The following is a 22,294-nucleotide window of genomic DNA, read 5'->3' as shown; positions in this document are numbered from 1 at the left end:
AACTACCTCGCTGCATCGATGGCTTGAACAACGGTTTCACTATTGAGGATCACGGGAAGAGGGATACCGCTTGGGTAACTTGGGCCGTAAACGATGTTAAATGGAACACCGAATCGCCCATTACTTTGCAGGTATGAGGTGACACTTTCGCTTGGAGTGGTCCAATCGCCTTTCATTAAAACAATGTCTTCTTGCTGTAGGTGGCTGTACACCGGATCTTGGAGAATCACACCGATCTTGTTTGCTTTACAGGTGATACACCACTCTGCTGTCACATCGACAAAAACCGTTTTACCTTCCTCAACTAACTGAGGAATTTGTTTAGCATCTAACTTCTGCCAAGGTAAGTCATCCACAATCGGAGTTGCCCAGTTATCCGCAGTGACGCTGCCTACGATAAGCGCTGCACCAAATACTATTGTGGTGGTAGCCAAGATAGGAGCGAGTACCTTAGTGCCGAGCTTCTTGCCAATCCAAATCAATACTGTTGTTAGGATCAAAACGGAAAGCACGATCGTTGGGAATTTTCCAATGAATGGGCTCAGTAGACTCGTTAACCATAGGCTGGTAGCGAACATCATTAAGCCGAAAATCAACTTAACTGTGAACATCCAAGGGCCAGGCTTAGGCATTAGCTTGGTTAGACGTGGGAAGGCAGCAAAAACCAGCCAAGGTGCACTCATACCGATACCGAGAGCGATGAAGATAGCCCATAATTCTTGGTAGCTAGCACCAAGCGCATAAGCGACAGCCGTTCCTAGGAATGGTGCGCTACACGGTGTTGCTAAGAGTGTGGCAAACATGCCTTGAACGAAGTGGCCTGAATGTGAATCATCCCCTTTGGTTGCCACCCAGGTGTTTAAACCTGAAGGCAGTCGGAACTCAAATAAACCCAATAGGTTAATTGAGAACAGCAAGGTGATGATGAGCATGAAACCGATAAACCAAACGTTCTGGAATTGAATTCCCCAGCCAATCGCATTACCACCTACTTTTAAGAGCGTCATACCAAGAGCGAGCAACGCAAATGAAGTAATAACACCGGCAGCAGAAGCAAAGAACGAAAGTCGGATATGACGATTTGATGCACCTTGGTTTTGAATGATGCTGTTTAGTTTCATCCCTAATACAGGTAAAACACACGGCATAATATTCAAGATCAAGCCACCAATTAAGGCAAAACCGATCATCGCGATAAAGCCGTTACTGCTCTCTTGATAAGCTATCGGGTCTGAGCCCACTTGCGCAGTCATCTCCTCGGCAAAGTTCGTGTCCGATACTGTGACACTCACCGTGCGATCCGTTAAGTCGACTTCACCAAGCCAATTACTGACATCGAAAACAGCCGTGAGAGTATTATCGGTAATATGGATCTTTGGTTGAGCGAAAAAGTCATCAATAACCTCTTGTCCATCGATAAGCACTTGTGGTTTATCCCAACCTTCTTTGCTAGTTAGTTGCGTTACCAGTTGTTGCTTGCTTTTATCCCAAAATAGTCCATTGACTGAGGTGCGGTTGGCTTCACGTGGGGACTGACTCATGCCTTGGTTGAACAAGAACATGGCTTGCTCATCAAGTTGTAAGGAATGAGGATCGATCGGCAGTTCAATGTCGTAGTCGGTTAAGACACAGATATTGGTACAAGACGGAAAGGTGAGTGACGCCCTGAATAGTGCTGGTTGCGTGTTGTCTTTCAATGTCAGCGTGATCGGAAAACTCACATGATGCTTGTAGCCTAGCGTCATAACATCGAGTTGTTCGTAATACTTAGGAATCGGCCAATGCCATTCCACAGACTTGATGTTAGTTGAATCAGACCAGTCCCAGCTCGGCGGTATGCCACCCTCTCCAGGGCTACGCCAATAGGTTTTCCAATCACCGTCGAGCTCGACATCAAGAACGGTTTGAACCTTAGAACCGTCATCCGACTGCTCACCAGTCGACATCATGCGCATTTTTACAGGCGGGTGCTCAGGCACGCTTAGCCAGCCGGTCGTTTGTGCCAGAGCGGTGAATGACGTCATTAGCAGTAGTGCAGTGACTATAGTTTTCGCGCATGTACGCATGCAGAATGCCAAACAATCGGCAAACTTGGTTAGAAGTGTGTTGTACACAAATGTATCTCCAAAAAATAAATAAAAGGGTGTAATGGCCCGGTTATTTATTCTCTAAATATACAGTGCTTTAAGTGTAAGCGGTGCTTTGTTGGTCGAGCAGAGCGATGATTGTCTCTAGATAATCTCGATATGTGAGGTGGAAGGCTGAATGCTACAGCGATCAGAAGAATAAAAGGGATCAGCCAGCCAGTTTTAGGTGTTGCGAAGGTGAGCATTTTAGAGCTCAGGTCACAGGCGCTCGAAGTTGGCGCAGACAGTGGTTTAGATGCTTGAGAACCGAATACGCTGGAATAAAGCTCAGACATTTTTTCGGACGAAGCCATAGAGGTTTGCGGATCACTGCTTTCAGTGCCAAGGCGTGTTGATTGACTAACAGAATAGTTGGAAAACGTAACTTTATTTGCAGACAGCGTACTCGCCAGACAAGTTATGATAACCAGTCCGGTAAGGAAAAGCGCCCAAAGCGATTGCTTTTGTTGGCGGTTTTGTTGAGATAAAAAGAAACTAGGTGTGCTTAGCAAATCAATCAGTAATAGAGTCAGTTAGTATCGGGTCTTGGTCTTTAAATTGACGAACTATTTTTAATCACAGAGTTATCAAACAGCTCATTTCACGGCGGCTAGCTTAGATAACTTTGCTTCGTGCTACAAGTCATAAAACTGTCAAAGCCCAAAGGTGTATCATCACCAAACCTAGACGTTAAGGCACCGCGATTTGAGTTAAGTTCATAAGAATCTGATCTTTTTTAATATTTCTTTTACGGTGTCGCTAATAAACGTTTGCGATGATTTCGGGTACAAAAAAAGCCCAATCATTCACCTGGAATCTGATTGGGCCTGTTCAATTCTTATCTGTGGCTGCAGAAGCTTAGTATTCTAACTTCCTGCTTAGCCGTTTTAGTGACTGCGGCGTGGGCCGTTACGCACTAGGTCTTTGCCGTTTTCAAATACTTCGTCAGTGATCCAACGAGCAAGTAGAACTTGGTGGCTGCTATTGAATACAGCAACAAAGTGACGACCGTCAGAGTTATTGGTCGCCATACCAACGCCTTCAACACCTTCTAGGCCTAAACCGCCAGCTTCTACTGAAATTAGGAATTGTTCTAGTTCTTCAAGCGTTTTAATTACATCAAGTTCGTTGTTCATTTTTTCATTCTCTTGCTGTAACCAATACCGGGTAATAAGGCGTTTTAAAGCATGCGCCTAAAGCCGATCTCAGTCGTTATTCTTTGTTGGATGCGTACTCTACAGGTCATGGAGAGGGATTGGAACTCTCAAATATTAGATACGGGCTGATATTTTGCGAAGTTTTAACACAACATACGTTTAAATGCTTGTTATCCATCTTCTTTTTACTACTATTTATAGGGTCAATTTAGACAGTAATAGGAATTAATATGATGAAGGTTTGGCGTTGTCTATTGTTAATGTTGACGTTTGTCGCGTTCGGAAGTTTCGCGCAAAGTGTCGATAAGATAACACAAGTACAAGATCAACTTATGCTCGATCTGGCAACATTAGAGACGGCGCATGATGCTGAGAAACCCTTTCTTGAAGATATTTTGAGACGCAAAAACCAAGGGCTACGTGAGGAGATTTTTACACAACTCTCTTCAGACAAGAAAGAAGGGCTGGATGCCGTTCTGGCTCAGCAGGTTGAACTTTTACAAAAGCTACTGACATTGAACGAAGATAAAATCGTTTCAATGAGTAAAGAAAACCGTTCGGCTGAAGGTGATGTTAAGAAGCGTCTTGAATTACGCATTCAGAAACGAATCGGAATGATGGACACCTACTACCAGCAGCTCGCTAAAACATTAGCATGGTCAAAAGAGCGTGGTGTCGATGTTACAGCATCGGAAGATACGCTTAAAAAGGCGCTAGTTTCTCGTTCTAAATACTTAACAAACGCGATTCTCTACACAGATACGCAGCGACAAGATTTAGAAGCTCGCTTATCTTTTGTTAACGAAGAAGAGAAAGTGACTATTAAGAAGGAGCTTGAACGCTTTAGTGAACGCACGAGCGTGATGGTGGCCAGCTTAGAAGAGACAATTTCTCTGATGGAACCGTTTGGCGTCGATGTGACCTCATACAAGCGAGTGTTGCTGGCGACAACGGGAGACATTAATGCTGATGTGTTAGACGTTGATGTTGCATTGGAGCTTTTAGATGGTTGGCTTCGTTCATTCAGTGCTTGGGCATTCGAGAACACGCCATCATTCGTTGTTAAACTGGCTCTGTTCCTAGGTATTTTGTATGTAACGCGTCTACTGTCGAACGTTGCGCGCAAAACCGTTCGTAAGAGTGTGTCGCATTCGAAAATGGACTTCAGTGTATTGATGCAGGACTTCTTTGTATCAATTGCCTCGAAAGCAGTCGTGTTTATCGGTTTGCTTATCGCGCTGTCGCAAATCGGGATAGAGCTAGCACCACTACTAACCGGTTTCGGTGTTGCCGGTGTGATCATTGGTTTCGCATTGCAAGATACGCTATCTAACTTTGCTTCTGGTTTGATGATCTTGATCTACCGCCCGTACGATGTGGGTGACATGGTGAAAGTGGCTGGTGTTCAAGGCACGGTAAAAGACATGAGCCTTGTATCAACCACAGTACAGACTATCGATAACCAGCGCCTAGTGATTCCAAATAATAAAATTTGGGGTGATGTGATCAACAACATCACTGCAGAGCGTGTGCGACGTGTCGATATGGTATTTGGCATTGGCTATTCTGATGACATTGATAAGGCGAAAGCAGTATTAAACGAAATCATTGTTGCGCACCCTCTAGTGCTAAAAAAACCAGAGCACATGATCAAGCTGCATACCTTAAATACATCTTCTGTCGATTTCGTGGTAAGACCATGGGTTAAGACCGACGATTACTGGGATGTGTATTGGGATGTGACGGAAACCGTGAAGAAACGCTTCGACGAAGAGGGCATCACTATTCCATTCCCTCAACGTGATGTGCATGTATACAATCACGAAGAGAGCTAATCACTCATTGATTAACGTGGTAATTAAATGGACGCTGAATAGGCGTCCATTTTTTGTTGGCGTATCTTATTTTCGTTCTCTTATCTCCCTTCACCCAACTGAGAATTACGTTATCATGGGGCTGGCTCAGTCTGGATAGTTGAAATCGAATGGATGATTCACAGCAAAACCCTAACACAAAAAAAACAACAGTAAGAAAAGCTCGACGAATCGAAAGCGTCATGAACTCTGCCATGTGGCACTTAACCCAGAGGGATATGACAGAAAGTGAGTTGACTGCGAAACTGAAAGTGAAAACGGACAATCAAGATTGGATTGACGAAACCTTAAGGAACTTGAAAGGTTACGGGTATCTAAAGTCTGATCAGGATTTTGCAGAGCAATTTGTCGAGCAAGCTTTCTTTGGTGAATTTGGCTCGCGATACATTATTGAAAAGTTGAAGAAGAAAGGGCTAACCGACTCGGTCATTTCCGATGCGATTCATAAGGTATCTGCTGATAAAAACATCGATGAACAAATGATATTGATCGATCGAATCAATCATTACTATTCAGGCTTTACCATGAGCCGTGAAAAGCTTGTAGCGACACTGCAAAAACGTGGCTTCAGCTATCAACAAGTCAAAATCGCGATCGATCAGCATCCACAAGCTCATGAGCTTAAGAGTAATATTCAGATCAAGGCCGAGAAAGCTGATTTGGAGAAAGAAGTGTTGAAATACGCACGAAAAGGGAAGGGGTTGACTGCCATTCAGCAAGAGCTGAAACAACGACAAATCGACACTAGCGAGCTATCTGCGTTAATCGATCGATTAATCAACGAAGAGCAACTGGACTTCTACTCGTCTTGTTTAGAACAGCTGCAGAAAAAGTCTTACGATCTTAACGACCACAAAGAGCGCTCTAAGGCTTATGCGATGCTCAGTCGTAAAGGTTTTTCATCTGATGAGATAAAGTTCGCGTTGAGTGAAGGTAACGAGTAGGTTACGTGCTGAATCATAAGGATAAACAGGGCTATCGAATGGTGTTTTCATTTTCAGCAATACCTAACCCATTACGTAAAGCGAACTGAACAAGCTCATTGTGATTGTTTAAATTCAATAGACCGAGCATCCGATACTTGTGCGACTCAATCGTTCTTGAGCTCAAATGCAATTGCTCTGCACACTCTTTGGCACTGAGGCCTTGAGCGATAAGTGCCAAAACTTTGGTTTGCCTCTTAGTGAGCAGTAGCAATTTATCACTATCATCTTCTAATAGGTTTTCATTCTGTTTTAACGTTCGCGCCAATGTTGAATGTTGCCAGTAACAAAGCCATATTTCACAGACTAGCTTTAAGCGTTCAATGTCTTCGAGCTCGAAAGTTGTATTGTTATCATTAAAGTTAGTAAATGAAAGGGCGCCCCAACGTTGGTTAAATAACTGCAAAGGAATGATACAGTGCCACCTTCCGCCTTCGTTGTAGAGCTTTTTTAGAACGTAATTTTTACTTGAAACGAGTTCGCTCTTAGTAAAAGCGAGATAAGTTTCACTGGTTTTTAAAAGCTTTAAGTAATCGAGGTAATTTCCACCAACATAATTTTGTTTATTAATTGGTGGAATGTGTGCTTTGGACACGGAACACGTTTTTCCATCTTCTAGCAATACCATTGAGTTGGGATAAAGTGTCAAGCGGTCAATTCCAAACCAATTAAGTACATCGAAACTTGCCTCAGCCCAAGTCGCATGAAAGTTGTTCGGATCACTATTGATGAGCGTAGTGGATTGCTTCATTAATAGTTGTTCAAAACTTAGGTTAACAGCGGACACGTTTTACCTTTATCAACATATTCATTTACTCAATGGCACAGAAGATATTCGTTCAAGCTTTGCAGTGCAAGATAAGATTCTTATATACATTATAGGTTCTAATTTTATTCTTTTTATAACTCTTAGTTCTATGTTGCGCGACAATAAGCAGTATATTTACTGCATCAATTGAACAGTGTTTTTAATAAAATCGGGTATTTCTTTTCGGCTAGTTACAGTGAGCATACTGCGAGCAATATTGACGCTAATTCTCTGTGTACTGACTTTTTCAGATGCATTCGCCTCCCCAATATTTGTTTACGCACAATCTCCAATTCACTCGAACGTGCTCTCTACACAGCTTCGTACGCTCAGCCAAATAGAGCGGGTACGATTGAGCTTAAGTCCTCTTATACGCAGGCCAGTATATGGGCGACCAGTGCCCGGACTTTTCTGAATCTTCCAACGAGGTGGTTGTGGGGTATCGCTATCGTTTGTACCGCCTTGCTTTAGAAGCCTTGATGGTTGAGAACATTCGCAATATGGATAACACTACCGATATCGGTTTTACGCTCGGCTTACATTTCTCAATATAAAAGCGATATCAACATATAATTATTTAATCAAATTCATCTTAGCTATAAAATTTCAGTAATTTTACGGTATATCAATAACTGTAATTTTTGAACAATAGCGCCACTCCAAAAGGCCGGACTAACAAGGCCGAATCAATATATAGGTAGTGGTAATCATGAAAAAAACATTAGTAGCACTTGCGATTGCAAGCATTTCAACTTCAGCATTCGCTGTAAACACAAGCAGCCAAAATAGCCAGAATGAAGAGATGTTTGCTTTTGATTCTATGCACAAAGATCAATTCTCAGTAGCAGGTTCTTTCGGTGTTGGTGGTTACTACGACACCGGTTCAAAAGCATTTTACGATGACTGGGCGACTGGTCTAACACTGGCGGTAAGCTACCGTAACAACCGTTTTGTTGGTTACTTCGAAACAGACATGATGCTGAACTACACAACTGACAATAACGTTGCAGCGAAAGACGCAGCAACATCTGGTTGGGTGAATGGCATTGATACAGGCCCAGCGACAGATGTTGATAAAGCGTGGTTAGGTTTCGACACTGGTTACGGTATCGCTTCATTCGGTTGGGAAAACGATACGGCACTAGATAAAATTGACGGAGCTGGTGATAACACTTACGAGTTTGGTGCTTCTGCTGGCGACGCTTCTGATGCATTCAACGTCGTTAAGTTCCAAGGCGCAACTAACAGTATTGCTTACGCAATCTCTTACTTTGAGACTGATGATGACCATAACGACGCAGATAAAGGCGTTAACGGCTACATCGGTATCGAGCAAGAAGTATTTAGCGTATACGCGGGTTACGAAGCTCGTGACGATGAGAAAGATTACGAAGTATACACAGTAACTGGCAGCATGAAGTTAGGTTCAATGAAGCTAGGTCTTAACTCTTGGATCGATCAAAACGATGAGATGAAGAATACAGGCTTCTACTTCTCTGGCGGTTACACATTGTCTGATGACCTAACGATTGCAGCCGGTTACGCTTTCAATACTAACGAAGAAGATAACCTATCAGATGTCGACTCTTCGTACATCAACGTTGCAGCTATGTACCGTATTGCTGATAACGCAGACATGGGTATTGATATTAAACAAGATATCGAAGGTGCACGCTCAATTGGTAACACGCAATACGACGAAGAAACACACGTATTCGCAGCTGCTTACTACTACTTCTAAGAGTAGTGTCGAGGCTTAGGCGCGCTTGAGAGCCTAAGACTTTAAAACTCGAATATTGAGACTGAACGTCATGGTGTAATTGCTGCCCGGTCTTTACACCATATTCTCTTCTTTGCGCAGCTTAAGCATCCACTGTTCGACATGTGGTATGCCACTCAAGCGTTACGAGTGGATTATTATCTGGAGAAACAAAATGGTTAAGAGCATATCTGGCAAGGGTGTCATTTATGGCAATGAGACTCTGTTTACGTGCAAGCCTAATCGAAATGGATTGTTCGAATTGGCACGTAAACATGGAAGAGCTGCTGGTACTCGTCCACAAGACTCACAAAACAAAGTCTACGCAGAATCTTTAGATGAAGCATGGAACTTACTGAAAACTGAAAAGTTTTATATTGTTTTGACTGGACAAGTATATGGCATTCATAGAAAGTCTTTGAGAAGCGTTGAATCGGTTGATATTGAATTTGATACCGAAACACGCTCGGCGTGCGCTACGGCGTAATGCCAATATTGAAAATAAAAAGGACGATTAATATCGTCCTTTTTACTTTCTAAGGTTTAATCAACGAGTGATAGTGAATTGGAAACGTTGATTATCGTCCGTATTTTTCAACAATAAAACGCTCAAAATCATCACACATTTGTTCATTCGACTCTTCATTATTCGCTAATTCAGTTGCGCCGTCGACGATCGATATTTTCGCATTTAAATCGGTGATTTGTGCACGTTCACGAGAAGCCAGTTGTTTGATCTTTTTCTCTTCAATTGCCCATGCTTGATCTGGTGTTAAGTTACACTCATCAGCAAGGTATTTGGCATTGAAACCCTCTCCAGTCAGGCTTTCTATTGTTCCATTGTGATTAACACTATTGCCTTTATACCAATAGTGCTTAGCCAATAAAGGGCCGATCTCAGGGTTATCTGTTAAGTAACCAAACTTGTCAGTAAAGTAAGCTCGCGTTTGATACACCGCCATGTGAGCCAATAAGTAACCTTGGTATGCACAAGAGGCTTCGTCTGATAACAGATGCGGGATCGCCATTAATGGACGTGGGCTGCAATCCAAACCGAGTATGCTTTTTTCGCTACGACGAGCGAGCTCTGTGATCTTCTCAGGCGTAAGATCTTCTTCAGCCATCTCATACAGCGCTCGTTCAAAGTAAGGCACCACAAGAATACTGCGTTCTTGGTAGGCTCTGAATGGCTGCTTGCTGTCAATCATCGCTTTAATCAGCTCATCAGGTACTGGCTGACCTTCATCATTGATTGCGTATTGTTTTAGCCAATCGGCATCATTTAAAAGGCTATCGCAGAACATAGACTGAGTTTCCGCGTAAGCCATTGAGGTCGGTGCAAACTCTTGAGAGAAACACGGCGCGTTCATTTTGACGTTGGCAAAGTGTGCCGCGTGTCCGCCCTCATGAAACAGAGTGTTGATTCCATCATAGCCGCTTCCGACTTGATCGGGCTTAGCGTTACTTGTGAAGTTGACTTGAGCTGGCACCCAAGTGTCTTGGTCATAGAACGAAGGAATAGGTCCATGACAAAAACCATTTGGGTACTTGCCTTTACGATCAAGTAGATCCAACTTCAGTGTGGCTTGAGAATATTCGATATTTAATCGGCCAAAAGATTCAACCCAGCGTCTCAATGACTTTGAGAAAGGGACGTAAGGGTCGAGGTCATTCATCACGTCACCAGCAAAAGAGTAGGTGAAGTTATGGCCTTCGAGCGCGCTTTGACCCTTTTGCGCAGCCAAGTTGGTGAGACTTTTTTGGTGACTATCTCGGGTACGTGCCTCAAAGTCGTCCAAAATCGCAAACAGTTGCTCAGTGGTCATCTGCTCCGTTTTTACGACGGAATAATCGAAAAACGTTTTGAACCCCAGAGATTGGGCAAACTTATTACGTTTTTTGATGAGTTCAATAAAGCCGTTCACAAGTAGCCATTGTTCTAGCCCCAATAAGGCTTGGTGTGCTGAACGTCTAACTTGCTCACTACTGTTACTTCTCACCGCTGAACCTAGGACAGGAAGCGAACCTTCTGTTTCTTGTCCCACTTCATTTACGTAAGTCATCACGTGGTTTTGCTTTTTCTCAAACAATTCCCCTTCAAACTTGATGAGGTCGGCCTTTAGCGCTTGTGAATCTTGCGATTCGATAGCATGTGATTTGAACGTAGCTAACCAACCATTTAGCCCAGTTAAGGTGCTCTCTTTTTCTTGAGGATCTTGAATTTGGTCGATGGTACTGAGTTGGGTTTCGATAGCCTTTATCTGTTCAGCAGAGCTCAGAAACTCGGTCCACTGAGTTTGAGCGAGGGTTGAGCCATCATGATCGTCACTGATGCCCATGTAGGTATCCCAAAAGAAGTCTTCTTTGGTTTTGTGAGTTGCAAGATACTTGTGATTCAGTTGGTTGAGGTAGTTCGTTGCCGTCATGACATTCCTTGAAAATTAACCAGTAATTTCAACATTATGACACATTCACTGAATGTATTTTGTGACGTTAGATATAACTGAATGAAAGTCACAGCATATCGGTTTACTTTACAGCGTATCAATGGTAATTAATTAACTGTTAAAGATTTGTTGTTTGCTAGTATTTATTAGAGTGTTTTTGCTGATTTTTTAGTCTTTTATTGAGCGCATTGATGCTCTCATGTCAGCGTTGTGTAAGGAAGAGGTTTAGGATGGATCCTATTTTATATATCGAAGTTGGCGGGGTAATTTGGCAGGTATTTCCTGACGGTACTTGGCAGCCATTACCTGCTGCGCAAGCGAAGGTCGATGGCGTGCAAATGGTGAGTATTCAATCTCAAAACTTGGACCAGACTCAACCTCTGACAGAACCACAAATAGAAGCTGTAGAACAACAGTTGGAAAAGGTGGTGACACAGCTTGTAAACAACATTGAAAGCTCGCCAGAACAGCCGAGTGCTTCAAACGACCAACCTAGCGCTAGTGCCTCTTTTATCGCCTATGTCCGATCTACACTAGACGAAACCCTGGCAGAAGCCGGTTTTGATACTCGACCAACAGAATACTTTGAAGACGACACAACATCGAATGAAGGCAACCTCGACATACTTTTACCGAGTGCTGTATTAACCGTTGATATTTTAGATGGCGGTGATGGGTACGAAAACCAGTTCGAAGTACCTTCAGTCACGATAACGGGGACCGCTGTTGATGTTCGAGACGGGCGTACCGTTCTTCTAACGATCACTGACATTAATGGTAATACGGTAACCACAACGGCAACCACAATCGATGAAACCTATGTGGTAAACGGCGTTGATCTCTCTTCATTAACTGAGGGTGATCTCAAGGTCGATGCGGTGATTGCTGATGAGTTTGGCAATAGCATTGCAGCTAATGACTCAACAATCAAAGACACCCTAGCCACAATCGATGTCGATTTTGATGGTTTTGGTGATGAGTTTTACAACCAGTTCGAAATTGCCAACGGAGCGCTAGTCGGCACCGTTGCCAATGTTGAAGACGGTCAGACGATAAGCATTTCCATTACTGATAGCCAAGGCCTCACCCAAGAATACACAACGACTGTATCGGGTGGTACATGGACTCTCACCCTTCAAGACTATTCAAGTTTTGCGGAAGGGGAGCTGTCGGTGATTGCTAACACCATCGATATCGCCGGAAACCCAACCACAGCGACGGACACCATTGTCAAAGATACGCTGGCGAGCATCACTGCAAGTGTTGATGATGGCGGCGATGGTGTTCTCAATAGTTTCGAAATCCAATCTGCCAAATTCTTTGGTACGGTACAAAATGTTGAGGATGGCCAAACGGTCAACATCCGAATTTCAGACAGCACCACCAACGTGATCGTTCTAACGGCAACGGTTGTGAGTGGTGCTTGGTCTGTCGAAGGCGTCGATTTAACGAGCTTTGCAGATGGCAGTATTTCTATTGAGGCTGACACTATTGATATCGCAGGTAACCCAGCGAATGCAGTAAATAGTGCAGGGGTCATTGTTATTGATACTGTTTCGCCAGTTATTGATATTGATACGTTAGATGGCTTTAGTATTTTGGCATTTCGTAGTGGCCAACTTACCACCATGCAGGGTACAACCAATGTTGCAGAAGGGCTCCCGGTTTACATTGAAGTAAGCGATGGGACTCAGACACTAGTCTTTGAAGGTGTTGTTGATTCTGCGGGTAACTGGCTGGTGGAAAATATTGATATTTCTGCCCTAGATTCATCTGCAGAATGGACGATTGACGCAAAAGTTTTCAATACCGTCGGCAACGAAGCCGTCGATGACATGCCAACGATTATTCTTCCTGAATCTGTGGTGTTTTCGGAAACTATTGTCGGGATCTTCGGGAATGAAAGCCAGTCGTCGGATATACGGATTGAGTTTGCTGATTTTTCTTTAAGCCAAGAACAAGGTCTCCTAGAGTCTCTAACATCCCAAGGACGATCAATCGAAGTTACAGTCTTCGCTGGCCAACAGGGTCTGATGGGAGTGAGAAGCGATGGGGTAAGAGTCTTCGATGCCTCAATCTCTGGCAGTGATGTAATTATCAATTTTTACAAGGCGATTGACCAGCAGGCTGGGCTCGATTCAATTCAGACGGCTCTGTTAATTGAGGGGTTACAGACAGATGCTGACGGCACCACTGAGCTCGTTATTGGTCATTTGCCTATTGTTATTAAAGACTCCGAGCCTCTGATATTTGGCGAGTCTTACGACGTAGTTGAAGGAAAGACGACGTCGGGGAATGTGTTAGACAATGATTTTGACCTTGATGGAGCATTAACTATCACGAGTGTCGAGGTCAATGGGGTTGTCAAAAATATTTCGGGAAGCTCTCCAGTTTCATTTGATACTGCGAAAGGGGTTTTGACAGTATTTGCAAATGGTCATTGGAACTTTGTCGCAGATAGGAACCTGGATCATACAATCGATCAGAGTATTACATTTGATTATGTAGCTGGCGATAATAGTGGGGACTCTGGTCACGGCACCGCGGTTATCGATATTTTCGATGGTGATGCGGGACAAATAGTAGACGGAGGTGCGACTACCACTGAAACGGATGTTTCGGACGGTGTACAAACTGTCGTCGGTCAGTTTACTGTTTCCGCAGGTTCAGACAATCCAGATCCCGCCTCGATTGTATTTAATGCCAATACCTTAGTGCAGTTAAATGCCCTGGGCTTGACGACTGGGGATGAGGAGTTTCCTCTAACTTACACGTTAGCCAATGATGGTAAAACGATTACCGCACAAGCAAATGGTGAAACGATATTCACGCTATCGTTGAGCGCAGTTGCCAGTGGGATTGATGTTCTAGCAGATGTCACTTTAGTGTTAGAGCAGCCTATAAACCACCTGATCAGCAACGATTCTATTACTTTACCACTTACTATTGATGGGGAAGATTTAGATGGTACTGCTTTAGAGCAAGGGCAATTTGATTGGATTATCCAGGATGGGGTTGATCCGGTATTAACTTCAACTGGCAATGCTGCTGTGGACGAATCTGATCTTATTAGTGGCAGTGTCTCTGATACTGGTATTTTTAATCTCAACGTCGGGAGTGATTTTGTCGAGTCAGTCTTTTTCGATGCTGCAGATCAGCCGCAGTTATTTAGTGGCGGTGTACAGATCATTTATGTGGTCTCTGCGGATGGAAGTGAACTTATTGGCTATGTTGGCTCTGAAAGTGCTGACAATAAAGCATTCACCTTGAGCTTTACCTCTCCTTCTGGTGAGGCGGATACTGATGTTACTTATACTTTTGAACTCTTTAAGGGACTCGACCAAGATAACATTACAGACGAACTTCCATTTGTTGTTACCGCCAGAGATGATGACAACGATGAAACCAAGTTAACCTTGAATGTATCAGTGACTGATGGCGGCGAGCCAACGATCGGTTCTGGAATGGTTGAATTGAGTGAAATTCCTGTTGCTGATAGTACTCCATCGGGAGTTGGGTCAACAGCAAACGTGAGCTTAGCCGTTACCGCGGGCAATGACCCTCTGGTTTTCTTAGGTCTGGATGTGACCACGGGCCAAGCTGTTCTTGATAGCGATGGTGTAGCGGTAACCAGCAATGGTGAGGCGCTGACTTGGCGTGATAACGGTAATGGTACCTTTGATGCAGTTCTTGGTAATGGCGATGCTGTTTTCAGAATCAAATTACCAGATAGCTTCAGCCTTGAAGCCAATGGTTCAACAAGCGTTGACGTCGTTATTGAACTGTATCAGTCCATTGATCATGGCTCAGGTTCTAAAGACACCGAACTGACGATTCCAGCTTCTATCGTCACCATTGATTCCGATGGTTCGAGAGACACGCAAGAGTCTGATATTAAAATCTATGACGGTAAAGATCCTGAAATTTTGGTGACTGGAAGCATCTCAGTCGATGAAGATGGTTTGCTGGGAGATGGTCAGCAAATTGGAGTCGAAGATAGCAGTCCTTCTTTAGGTATTATTGAAGGCTCTGATGATGTTGTTTCTGTCACGGTCAACACCGCAGCATTTGATGCACTAAGCTACACTAGCGCTGGGAAAGCGATCTCCCTCCAAGCTGTTGATTCTGATGGTTGGTATTACGGGCAAGATACTGACGGCAATAACGTATTTAGGATTCGCTTTAATACTGACGGGACCACTGAGTTTGATCTCTATGCACCACTAGATCACGCATATGGTAATAATGGCGAGAATAACTTAGCGCTTAATTTCGAGTTGGTGGTGAACGATGCGGATGGAGACAGCTCAGATCCTGCTACTTATTCTGTCAACGTAAAAGATGATGTTCCAACTGCTCGAGATGGTTCTATTGAAATGGTTGAGGGTGATAACCTTACTGGGCAATTCTTAACCGAAGAGTTTGCTGGCGCCGACGGTGCAGAAATCGTTAGCTTCACTTATCGTAATGTTACTTATACGTTTGATAATGCAGGCACGCCAATCACGATCAACTTGATTAATGATTATGATGGTGGATCGACTTATGGACAGTTTACGCTTTCACCTGATGGTAGCTACCAGCTCACTACGAATCCTAACGTAACGACGGATCCAGATGATCCTAAGATCGTTGATGACATTGATTACTTGGTCCGAGATGCGGATGGCGATGAAGTCACCAGTAACGCAGAGCTTGTTCTGGACGATAACGAAGGTTTCATTCGTTATGAAGACTCAGAAACCACAGAAGATAATGATGCGATAATTGTCGTCAGTGTCTCAACGGGTGATATTGACCAAAGTGAAACCGTTACCGCTATCGAGTTCTCCGAAGCATCATTAAATGGCGGTAGCTTGTATCTTGATGGGGTATTGCTTCAAGTTGTTGACGGCAAGGTCACCTTATCTGGAAGCCAGCTGACGATGATTGATAGTCAGTTTACGGGGCCGAACGGGCAGTTAACCTATCGCCCTGCGCTTCATGAATCTAATACTACGTCGACGGTTATTTTGGCAATCAATGCCATCATTAGTACCGACACGGTACCAAAAGAGCTCACCGCTGATATTGCTGTTTCTGTTTTACCTGTAGCTGACGCACCGGATTGGTCTGACTCGGTCTTCACTTATCAATCTGTGGAAGATGACGCCGACCCTATTAAGCTTGATATTACCGCTCAACTCGTTGACCAAGATTCGTCGGAAACGCTGACTTATACGATAAGTGGTATTCCTGATGGTCTGAATATCACCTTGAATGGAAATGTCGTTAAAGAGGGTAAGGAGTACACTCAGAATCAAATCGACAAAATGGAAATCAGAGCTGATGAAAACTTAGCGGGTCGATTTGAATTCGAAATTACTGCAATTGCCACTGAATCCGGAAACTCCTTCGCTGATCCTGCCGATAAAACGGCTGATAATGTTCATACTGTCATCGTAGAGATCTCTCCTGATGCGGATAAACCAATTCTATCTGTCAAAGATTACAAAGGTTTGGAAGATGAGAACATTTTCCTGAAGAACGTAATTAGTGGTGCGCTGACTGATACCGATGGCTCCGAATCCTTAAGCTATCAAATTGAAGTAAAAGACGGATGGTCAATTCAAGGTGGGTTATTTGATCTGATTGGTCCTAACACTTATCTGGTATCTGCAGAAGCGATAGAGAACGGCACCGCTTATTTAATACCAAAAGAAGACATCAGTTCATTTACAGAAGACCTATACATTAAGGTAACGGCCGTCTCTTATGAATCGACTATTGACTCGCTAGCGCCTATTAATGTGACGGCGGTTAGCGACACTGAAACCATCAATATTTTCCTTAAAGGTGTGGTAGATGAGCCGATCGTTGTGGATGGGGGCAATGCGCACTGGGAATACGATAGCGATACTAAAGTTATCAGCAATCAATCGGTGCTTAATGAAGATGGTTTGATCCGACTGGATTTTGTTGTCCAAACTTCGGACGACGATGTGTCAGAAGAGATCAACATACTGCTCACTAACATCCCTGAGGGCACTTTGCTGGTAGATGCGTTGGGAGAGCCAGTATCGCTAACAATTGCTTATATTGATGATGTCACAGGGCCAGTCTTCCAAGTTTCTAACGCTCAACTGAACGACTTGTACCTCAAGCCAGTACCTGACTTCAGTGGTGAATTAGAGCTCACAGTCATTGCTATATCAACAGAACCTGATGGTGATTCAGGCGAATTTCCGATGACCTTAAAGGTAGAACTAGCCCCTGTCGTTGATCAAGAAGATGGTCAAGTCGTTAGCACTCAAGGCATCGAAGACAGCCAAATAGGTTTGAACCTAGAGCCATCGGTGAATCAAGATGTGGATGGCAGTGAGTCCTTGACGGGGTATGTCATTGATAGTCTTCCTGCTGATCTGACTCTTTACTTTGATGGCAGTGTGATTGAAGTGCCTGCTTCAGGTTTAGATTTAGAGAGTCTATTAGATAGCACAACGCCAACCCTTTCAGACCTTTTAAACAGTGGCAGATTGTCGGTAACCGCAACCGAAGATTTGAGTGGCACGTTCACAATACCAATTACCTATGAAGTGACTGACACCTCGCCAACAGGGGCAACGGATGTAAAAGACATTTCAGGTACAATTAGTGTCACTGTCGATGCGAGAGTTGAATTAGATACTCGTTTAGAAAGTTCTGGGCAAATATACATCAGCGATGATGGCTCTCCAGTTAATGTATCGGACGCGGTCACTTTTGTTGATGCTGATATAGATGGCTCAGAGTACTTAGATTACATCTTGATCGATGTGCCTGACGGTTATTCTTTGATTATCGATCACCCTAATGGTGCTGCCCAAGATGGTTCAGGTAACTGGATTATTTCGGCCAATGGGCTGACGAGTGATTCTATTCAGGAACTAGCCCAAGAGATCTTGAGTGGTATGACAATCTCTAGCCCGAGTGATACGCCGGTTTTAGATATCGTTGTCCGAGCTCGTGTTATAGATGGCGAAGACTCGAAGTACATTAATACCTCATTTCAAATTCAGATCACTGGGCATGATGGCGGTGGAGGCTCTTGTGACCCTGTGGGACCACCTAGCCCAATTCAACCTGATGGTGAGATTAAGACTCCCGAAGGTGAAGATATCGACTTAACGGGCTTGCTAAATACCGATGTGGCGAGCGACCCTGACAATGAAATTTCTTTCTATATTCCAGCAGACTCACTGCCAGAAGGCGTAGAAATTTCTGGTGATGGTGTGATTGCAGAATATGATGCATCAGGTGAAATTGTTGGTTACTCGATTACTGCTGATGGCTTGTCAAAGTTAACCCTCACCGGATTGGATGAAGACTTTGCTGGTTGTATCGACTTTACGATAGAGACCATTGAGACCTCGCCATGTAACGGTCAGACCGTCACCACAGAACAGACAATTAGCATTCAAGTTCTACCTGTTGTTGATGACATTACGGTGGAAGCTGACTCCACTACAATTAAAGAAGATACAGCGACAGACCTTAACCTCGAGCTTGTGTTAGGTGACAGTGTCGAAGACGGTCAGCTAATCACTGGTGAGGGTAATAGTGCGACCGGTAAAGAGACCGTTAACTCTTTGACCATCACGGTATCAAACGGCGGTACGCTGTCGGAAAGTCCTTCAGATACAGGTTTGTTGGTTGATAATGGTAACGGTACATGGACGGTTACAGACCCTAGCCGATTGAGTGATGTGTTAGTCACACCTCCTGAACATTACAGTGGTGAGATTACCCTGACTGTGACAGCCAATATTACCGATGAGGCTGATTGTGTTACTGAAACCGATACGCAAGATAAAACCACAGTGGTGACTATCACTGTTGAGCCAGTCGCGGATGAGGCTAATTTGGTCACACAAGACATTATTGGTGATGAAGACACTTATATCTCATTGTCCTCACTCAGTGCAGAACTGATTGACCAAGATGGCTCTGAAAATATGTCTTTGGCACTAAAAGGTGTGCCTGAAGGGGCTGTCGTTGCGATAAAAGTGGGGGACTCATATGAGTTGGTTCCAAATAACGGCGCAGATGGCGGTACCTTCAACGGCAACCCTACTTATGAGTGGCAATTAGATCCAAGCCAGTTGGCTAACTTAGTTATTATGCCGCCAAGAGATTTCAGTGGTGATATGGACCTTGTGCTTGAGGCCATCACTCAAGAAATCGGTACCACAGAAATTCGTTATACCGAATCTGAATTTACCGTAGGGGTGAATCCTATCGGTGACAAGGTGGAATTCTTCGACCTACCTGAACAGATGACGGGAAGCGAAGATGAAGGCATTGTTATTCCGCTTGATGCGAATAGTTTCGAGACCAACAGTGATGAGTTCTTATTAATTACAGTCACGGTGAATGGGACTTCGGACCCTTCGGGTTTAACTGGGCTCGATAGAATTCGCATTGGTTCTGAAACAAGCTCTTTCACTAATGTTGGCGGCATTATACAAGCTACGATCCTCGTTAAAGCAAGTTCTGTTGATGAGCTAGAGTTCTTTGCTGGCGACGCTTGGGGCAACCTTGATATTACGATCACTGGTCAAACGGTTGACCAAAATACGGTGCTTGGTAATTTGGTCACAGATACTGGCGAACCAAGTTCACAAGATATGACCTTGGTGATTACACCAGAGCCCGATGCTCCGTTGCTAAGCCTTGAATACCCATCAATTGTCGCTGAAGCAAGCGGCACGATTCCTCTTGGTTTAGACCTTTCTCTGGTTAACCCTGCCGATTCAGAAGAAGGTTTTATTACCATTTATGACATCCCAGCAGGTTTAACTTTCTCGCATGGTTCTATGGTTGATGGTCAGTATGTCGTGGAATTAGCGGATGTGCCTAATCTAGCGATTACCGGGGGCTACAACAGTGGTGATCAATTTGATCTAACGATTGAACCATCAGCAGAAATTGGCAATAACCAAGCGGTTGGGCTCCCACAAACCGTATCGGTTGAGTTTGTGGCGGAAGGTGACTCTACGATTACCGCAACAGATGACAATGATTTGCTAATTGGTGGTACAGGCTCGGATAGCTTTGTATTTGAATCTTCAGGTTTAGGCAGTGCAGATGCGCCGAGCTTCGATGTGGTTCAAGATTTTGATGCCTCACCAGACACGGATGCGATTGATTTGTCAGGAATCCTGGGTGGCTTAGGTATCGCGACGGGCATTGGTGCGACACAGTACCTCGATCTAGAAGAATCAACGGAAGGCGTAACGATTTCGATCAAGGCCAATGGAGACGATGACGTCCAACAAAATATCTTGCTCGCCGATGTGACGTATGACGATTTGTATCAGGGTGATAGCAGCAGTGCATTAGAAGCACAAATTTTACAAAAAATGATAGAAGACAATAATTTAACGCTGTAAGTTAGATGTACAGTCTATAAAAGGAAGTTTTAGATTGGTAGAACAAAAAGACAGCTGGCTAGGTTGTGTGGAGTGGTTATGCGAGCATTTTAATGTGCGTAGCCACCCGTCCAAAGTAGTGTCTGGCCTACCTTTAGACCAAGGAAGGCTTAATGAGTCCCTTTTCCCAAGAGCGATTGAGAAATCAGGGTTGACTCTGAGTCATGTAAAAAAAGAGTTGCTGACTCAATGTCAGTTTCCGGTTGTTGCTGTGAAATCAGCGACAGGAGCTCCCGTAGTTGTTACCCAAGGCGCTGGTGATGACTTTGATGTTTTAGATTGTGAAACTGATTCTAGTCAGACTATCTCGTTAAAAGAGTTGGTCGCACAAGTCGAATCGTACGTTTGGCAAGTCGGTGCTCAAGCGCTTGATGACGCCCGTGTTCAGGCACATGAGCGCAGTGATAGTAAATCAAATACGCGCTGGCTTTGGCGTGTGGTCAAAGAAGTGAAACCTTGGTACCGAGACCTGTTTATCGCTTCGTTCTTGATTAACGTATTGGCACTAGTCGTTCCGCTGTTTACCATGAACGTATACGATCGTGTGGTACCAAACCAAGCGTTTAACACGCTTTGGGTACTGGCCGCAGGCGTTGGTATCGTGGTTATTTTTGATTGGGTATTGAGAAGCTCACGAAGCTCTGTGACGGACATGGCAGGGCGCTATATAGACAATAAGCTGTCTTCTCAACTATTCTCAAAAGTCCTTGGAATGAAGCTCGAAAACCGACCGCAATCGGTAGGTGCATTCGCACGGCAGCTTCAAGACTTCGACAGCGTAAAAGATTTCTTCACTTCCATTTCTTTGGTGACCTTAGTCGACCTGCCATTCACCTTGCTGTTCCTTTTACTTATCGGGTGGCTTGGTGGTGCGATGATGTTTATTCCTGTCGCTATTATGTTGGTGCTTATCGTGCTCAGCATTGCCATGAAGGGCAAAGTAGAAAAGACGTTTGATGAAACCGCGCGTCTGTCGACACAAAGACAAGCACAGCTGTTCGATTGTTTAACAACACTTCCAGATATCAAGCAGAACAACGCTGAAGGTGTTACTCAAAAGCGTTGGGAGCAGACGATCTCCTCGCTATCTCAATGGCAGACTCAGTCTCGCCATTACTCAAATATCGTGACCCACTCAATTCAATCAAGTCAGCAGATTGTCACCATCACGCTGATCATCTTCGGTGTTTATCAGATCTCTGAAGGCTTATTGAGCATGGGTGGCTTGATTGCTGTGGTGATGTTGAGTGGCAGAGCCGCGAGTTCGGTCAATCAACTTTCTCTTCTTATGTTGAGATTTCAGCAAACCCGTTCGGCGGTTGAAGGCTTGAACCAGATAATGGAGCTGCCTCAGGAAGAGTCGAAACACCAAGTGATAGACAAGGGTGACTTTGATGGTGGGGTGAGGCTTGATGAAGTGACCTTCTCTTATCCAGAGACGCAAAGCCCTGTATTGAAGGACATCTCACTAGAGATCAAGCCGGGTGAGCGAGTGGGTGTTATTGGTGCGGCTGGTGCCGGTAAAACCACACTATTATCGATTATTGCTCGTCAGTATTTACCGAGTACTGGACAAGTGTTTTACCAAGAAATTGACGGCCAGTTGTGGCCAACCAGTGTCTTGCGAAATGGTATGGGCTGGGTAGGACAAAATACCAACCTTATCTTTGGTAGCGTTTACGATAACGTGA

The 22,294-nt window shown here is 44.1% G+C and carries 10 protein-coding genes and 1 pseudogene; 7 read left to right on the top strand and 4 right to left on the bottom strand.

All coding sequences use genetic code 11. The features are described from left to right. Positions 1-2 precede the first annotated feature (2 nt). Positions 3-2,066: a protein-disulfide reductase DsbD family protein gene (locus tag OH460_RS23415; RefSeq protein ID WP_269999744.1), complete on the bottom strand. Its 2,064-nt coding sequence runs from the start codon at positions 2,064-2,066 to the stop codon at positions 3-5. A gap of 947 nt (positions 2,067-3,013) precedes the next feature. Then, positions 3,014-3,262 (bottom strand): hypothetical protein, encoded by a 249-nt coding sequence (locus tag OH460_RS23410; RefSeq protein WP_008215629.1) that lies wholly within the window; start codon positions 3,260-3,262, stop codon positions 3,014-3,016. A 251-nt stretch (positions 3,263-3,513) separates the two neighbouring features. Between OH460_RS23410 and OH460_RS23405 the strand changes: the two genes are divergently transcribed. Beyond that, complete coding sequence (locus tag OH460_RS23405) at positions 3,514-5,118, top strand: mechanosensitive ion channel family protein (RefSeq protein WP_269999721.1); 1,605 nt, start codon at positions 3,514-3,516, stop codon at positions 5,116-5,118. Positions 5,119-5,267: 149 nt separating this feature from the next. Then, a complete protein-coding gene (locus OH460_RS23400; protein ID WP_061032233.1) occupies positions 5,268-6,101 on the top strand; it encodes a RecX family transcriptional regulator in 834 nt (277 codons plus the stop codon). A gap of 31 nt (positions 6,102-6,132) precedes the next feature. On the opposite strand, the gene OH460_RS23395 is transcribed toward OH460_RS23400, so the two are convergent. Next, complete coding sequence (locus tag OH460_RS23395) at positions 6,133-6,927, bottom strand: response regulator transcription factor (RefSeq protein WP_269999720.1); 795 nt, start codon at positions 6,925-6,927, stop codon at positions 6,133-6,135. A 422-nt stretch (positions 6,928-7,349) separates the two neighbouring features. On the opposite strand from OH460_RS23395, the pseudogene OH460_RS23390 reads away from it, so the two are divergent. The 3 genes and pseudogenes from OH460_RS23390 to OH460_RS23380 form a co-directional block, all read left to right on the top strand. After that, positions 7,350-7,502 (top strand): annotated as a pseudogene (locus OH460_RS23390) (DUF3187 family protein); the annotation flags it as partial. Positions 7,503-7,657: 155 nt separating this feature from the next. After that, positions 7,658-8,689: a porin gene (locus OH460_RS23385; protein WP_269999719.1), complete on the top strand. Its 1,032-nt coding sequence runs from the start codon at positions 7,658-7,660 to the stop codon at positions 8,687-8,689. A gap of 193 nt (positions 8,690-8,882) precedes the next feature. Further along, on the top strand, positions 8,883-9,194 hold the full coding sequence (locus OH460_RS23380; protein ID WP_116871321.1) for a hypothetical protein: 312 nt from the start codon (positions 8,883-8,885) through the stop codon (positions 9,192-9,194). A gap of 91 nt (positions 9,195-9,285) precedes the next feature. Here OH460_RS23380 and OH460_RS23375 read toward each other — a convergent pair whose 3' ends face one another. After that, the gene (locus tag OH460_RS23375; protein ID WP_269999718.1) at positions 9,286-11,133 is read right to left on the bottom strand and encodes a M3 family metallopeptidase; all 1,848 of its coding nucleotides are present in this window, start codon (positions 11,131-11,133) and stop codon (positions 9,286-9,288) included. 251 nt (positions 11,134-11,384) lie between these two features. Here OH460_RS23375 and OH460_RS23370 point away from each other — a divergent pair, with 251 nt between their 5' ends. Both OH460_RS23370 and OH460_RS23365 read left to right on the top strand, forming a co-directional pair. Next, positions 11,385-20,564 carry a T1SS-143 repeat domain-containing protein gene (locus OH460_RS23370; RefSeq protein ID WP_269999717.1) on the top strand — a complete coding sequence of 3,060 codons (9,180 nt, stop codon included), beginning with the start codon at positions 11,385-11,387 and terminating at the stop codon, positions 20,562-20,564. Positions 20,565-20,598: 34 nt separating this feature from the next. Then, a partial coding sequence (locus tag OH460_RS23365) for an ABC transporter transmembrane domain-containing protein (protein ID WP_269999716.1) occupies positions 20,599-22,294 on the top strand: 1,696 nt, incomplete at its 3' end.

The organism is Vibrio sp. Makdt (assembly GCF_027587015.1).
In the GTDB taxonomy this organism is placed as follows: Bacteria; Pseudomonadota; Gammaproteobacteria; order Enterobacterales; family Vibrionaceae; genus Vibrio; species Vibrio chagasii_B.
The sequence above is the reverse complement of the archived record's forward strand: the minus strand, read 5'-3'. Positions and strand labels throughout refer to the sequence as shown.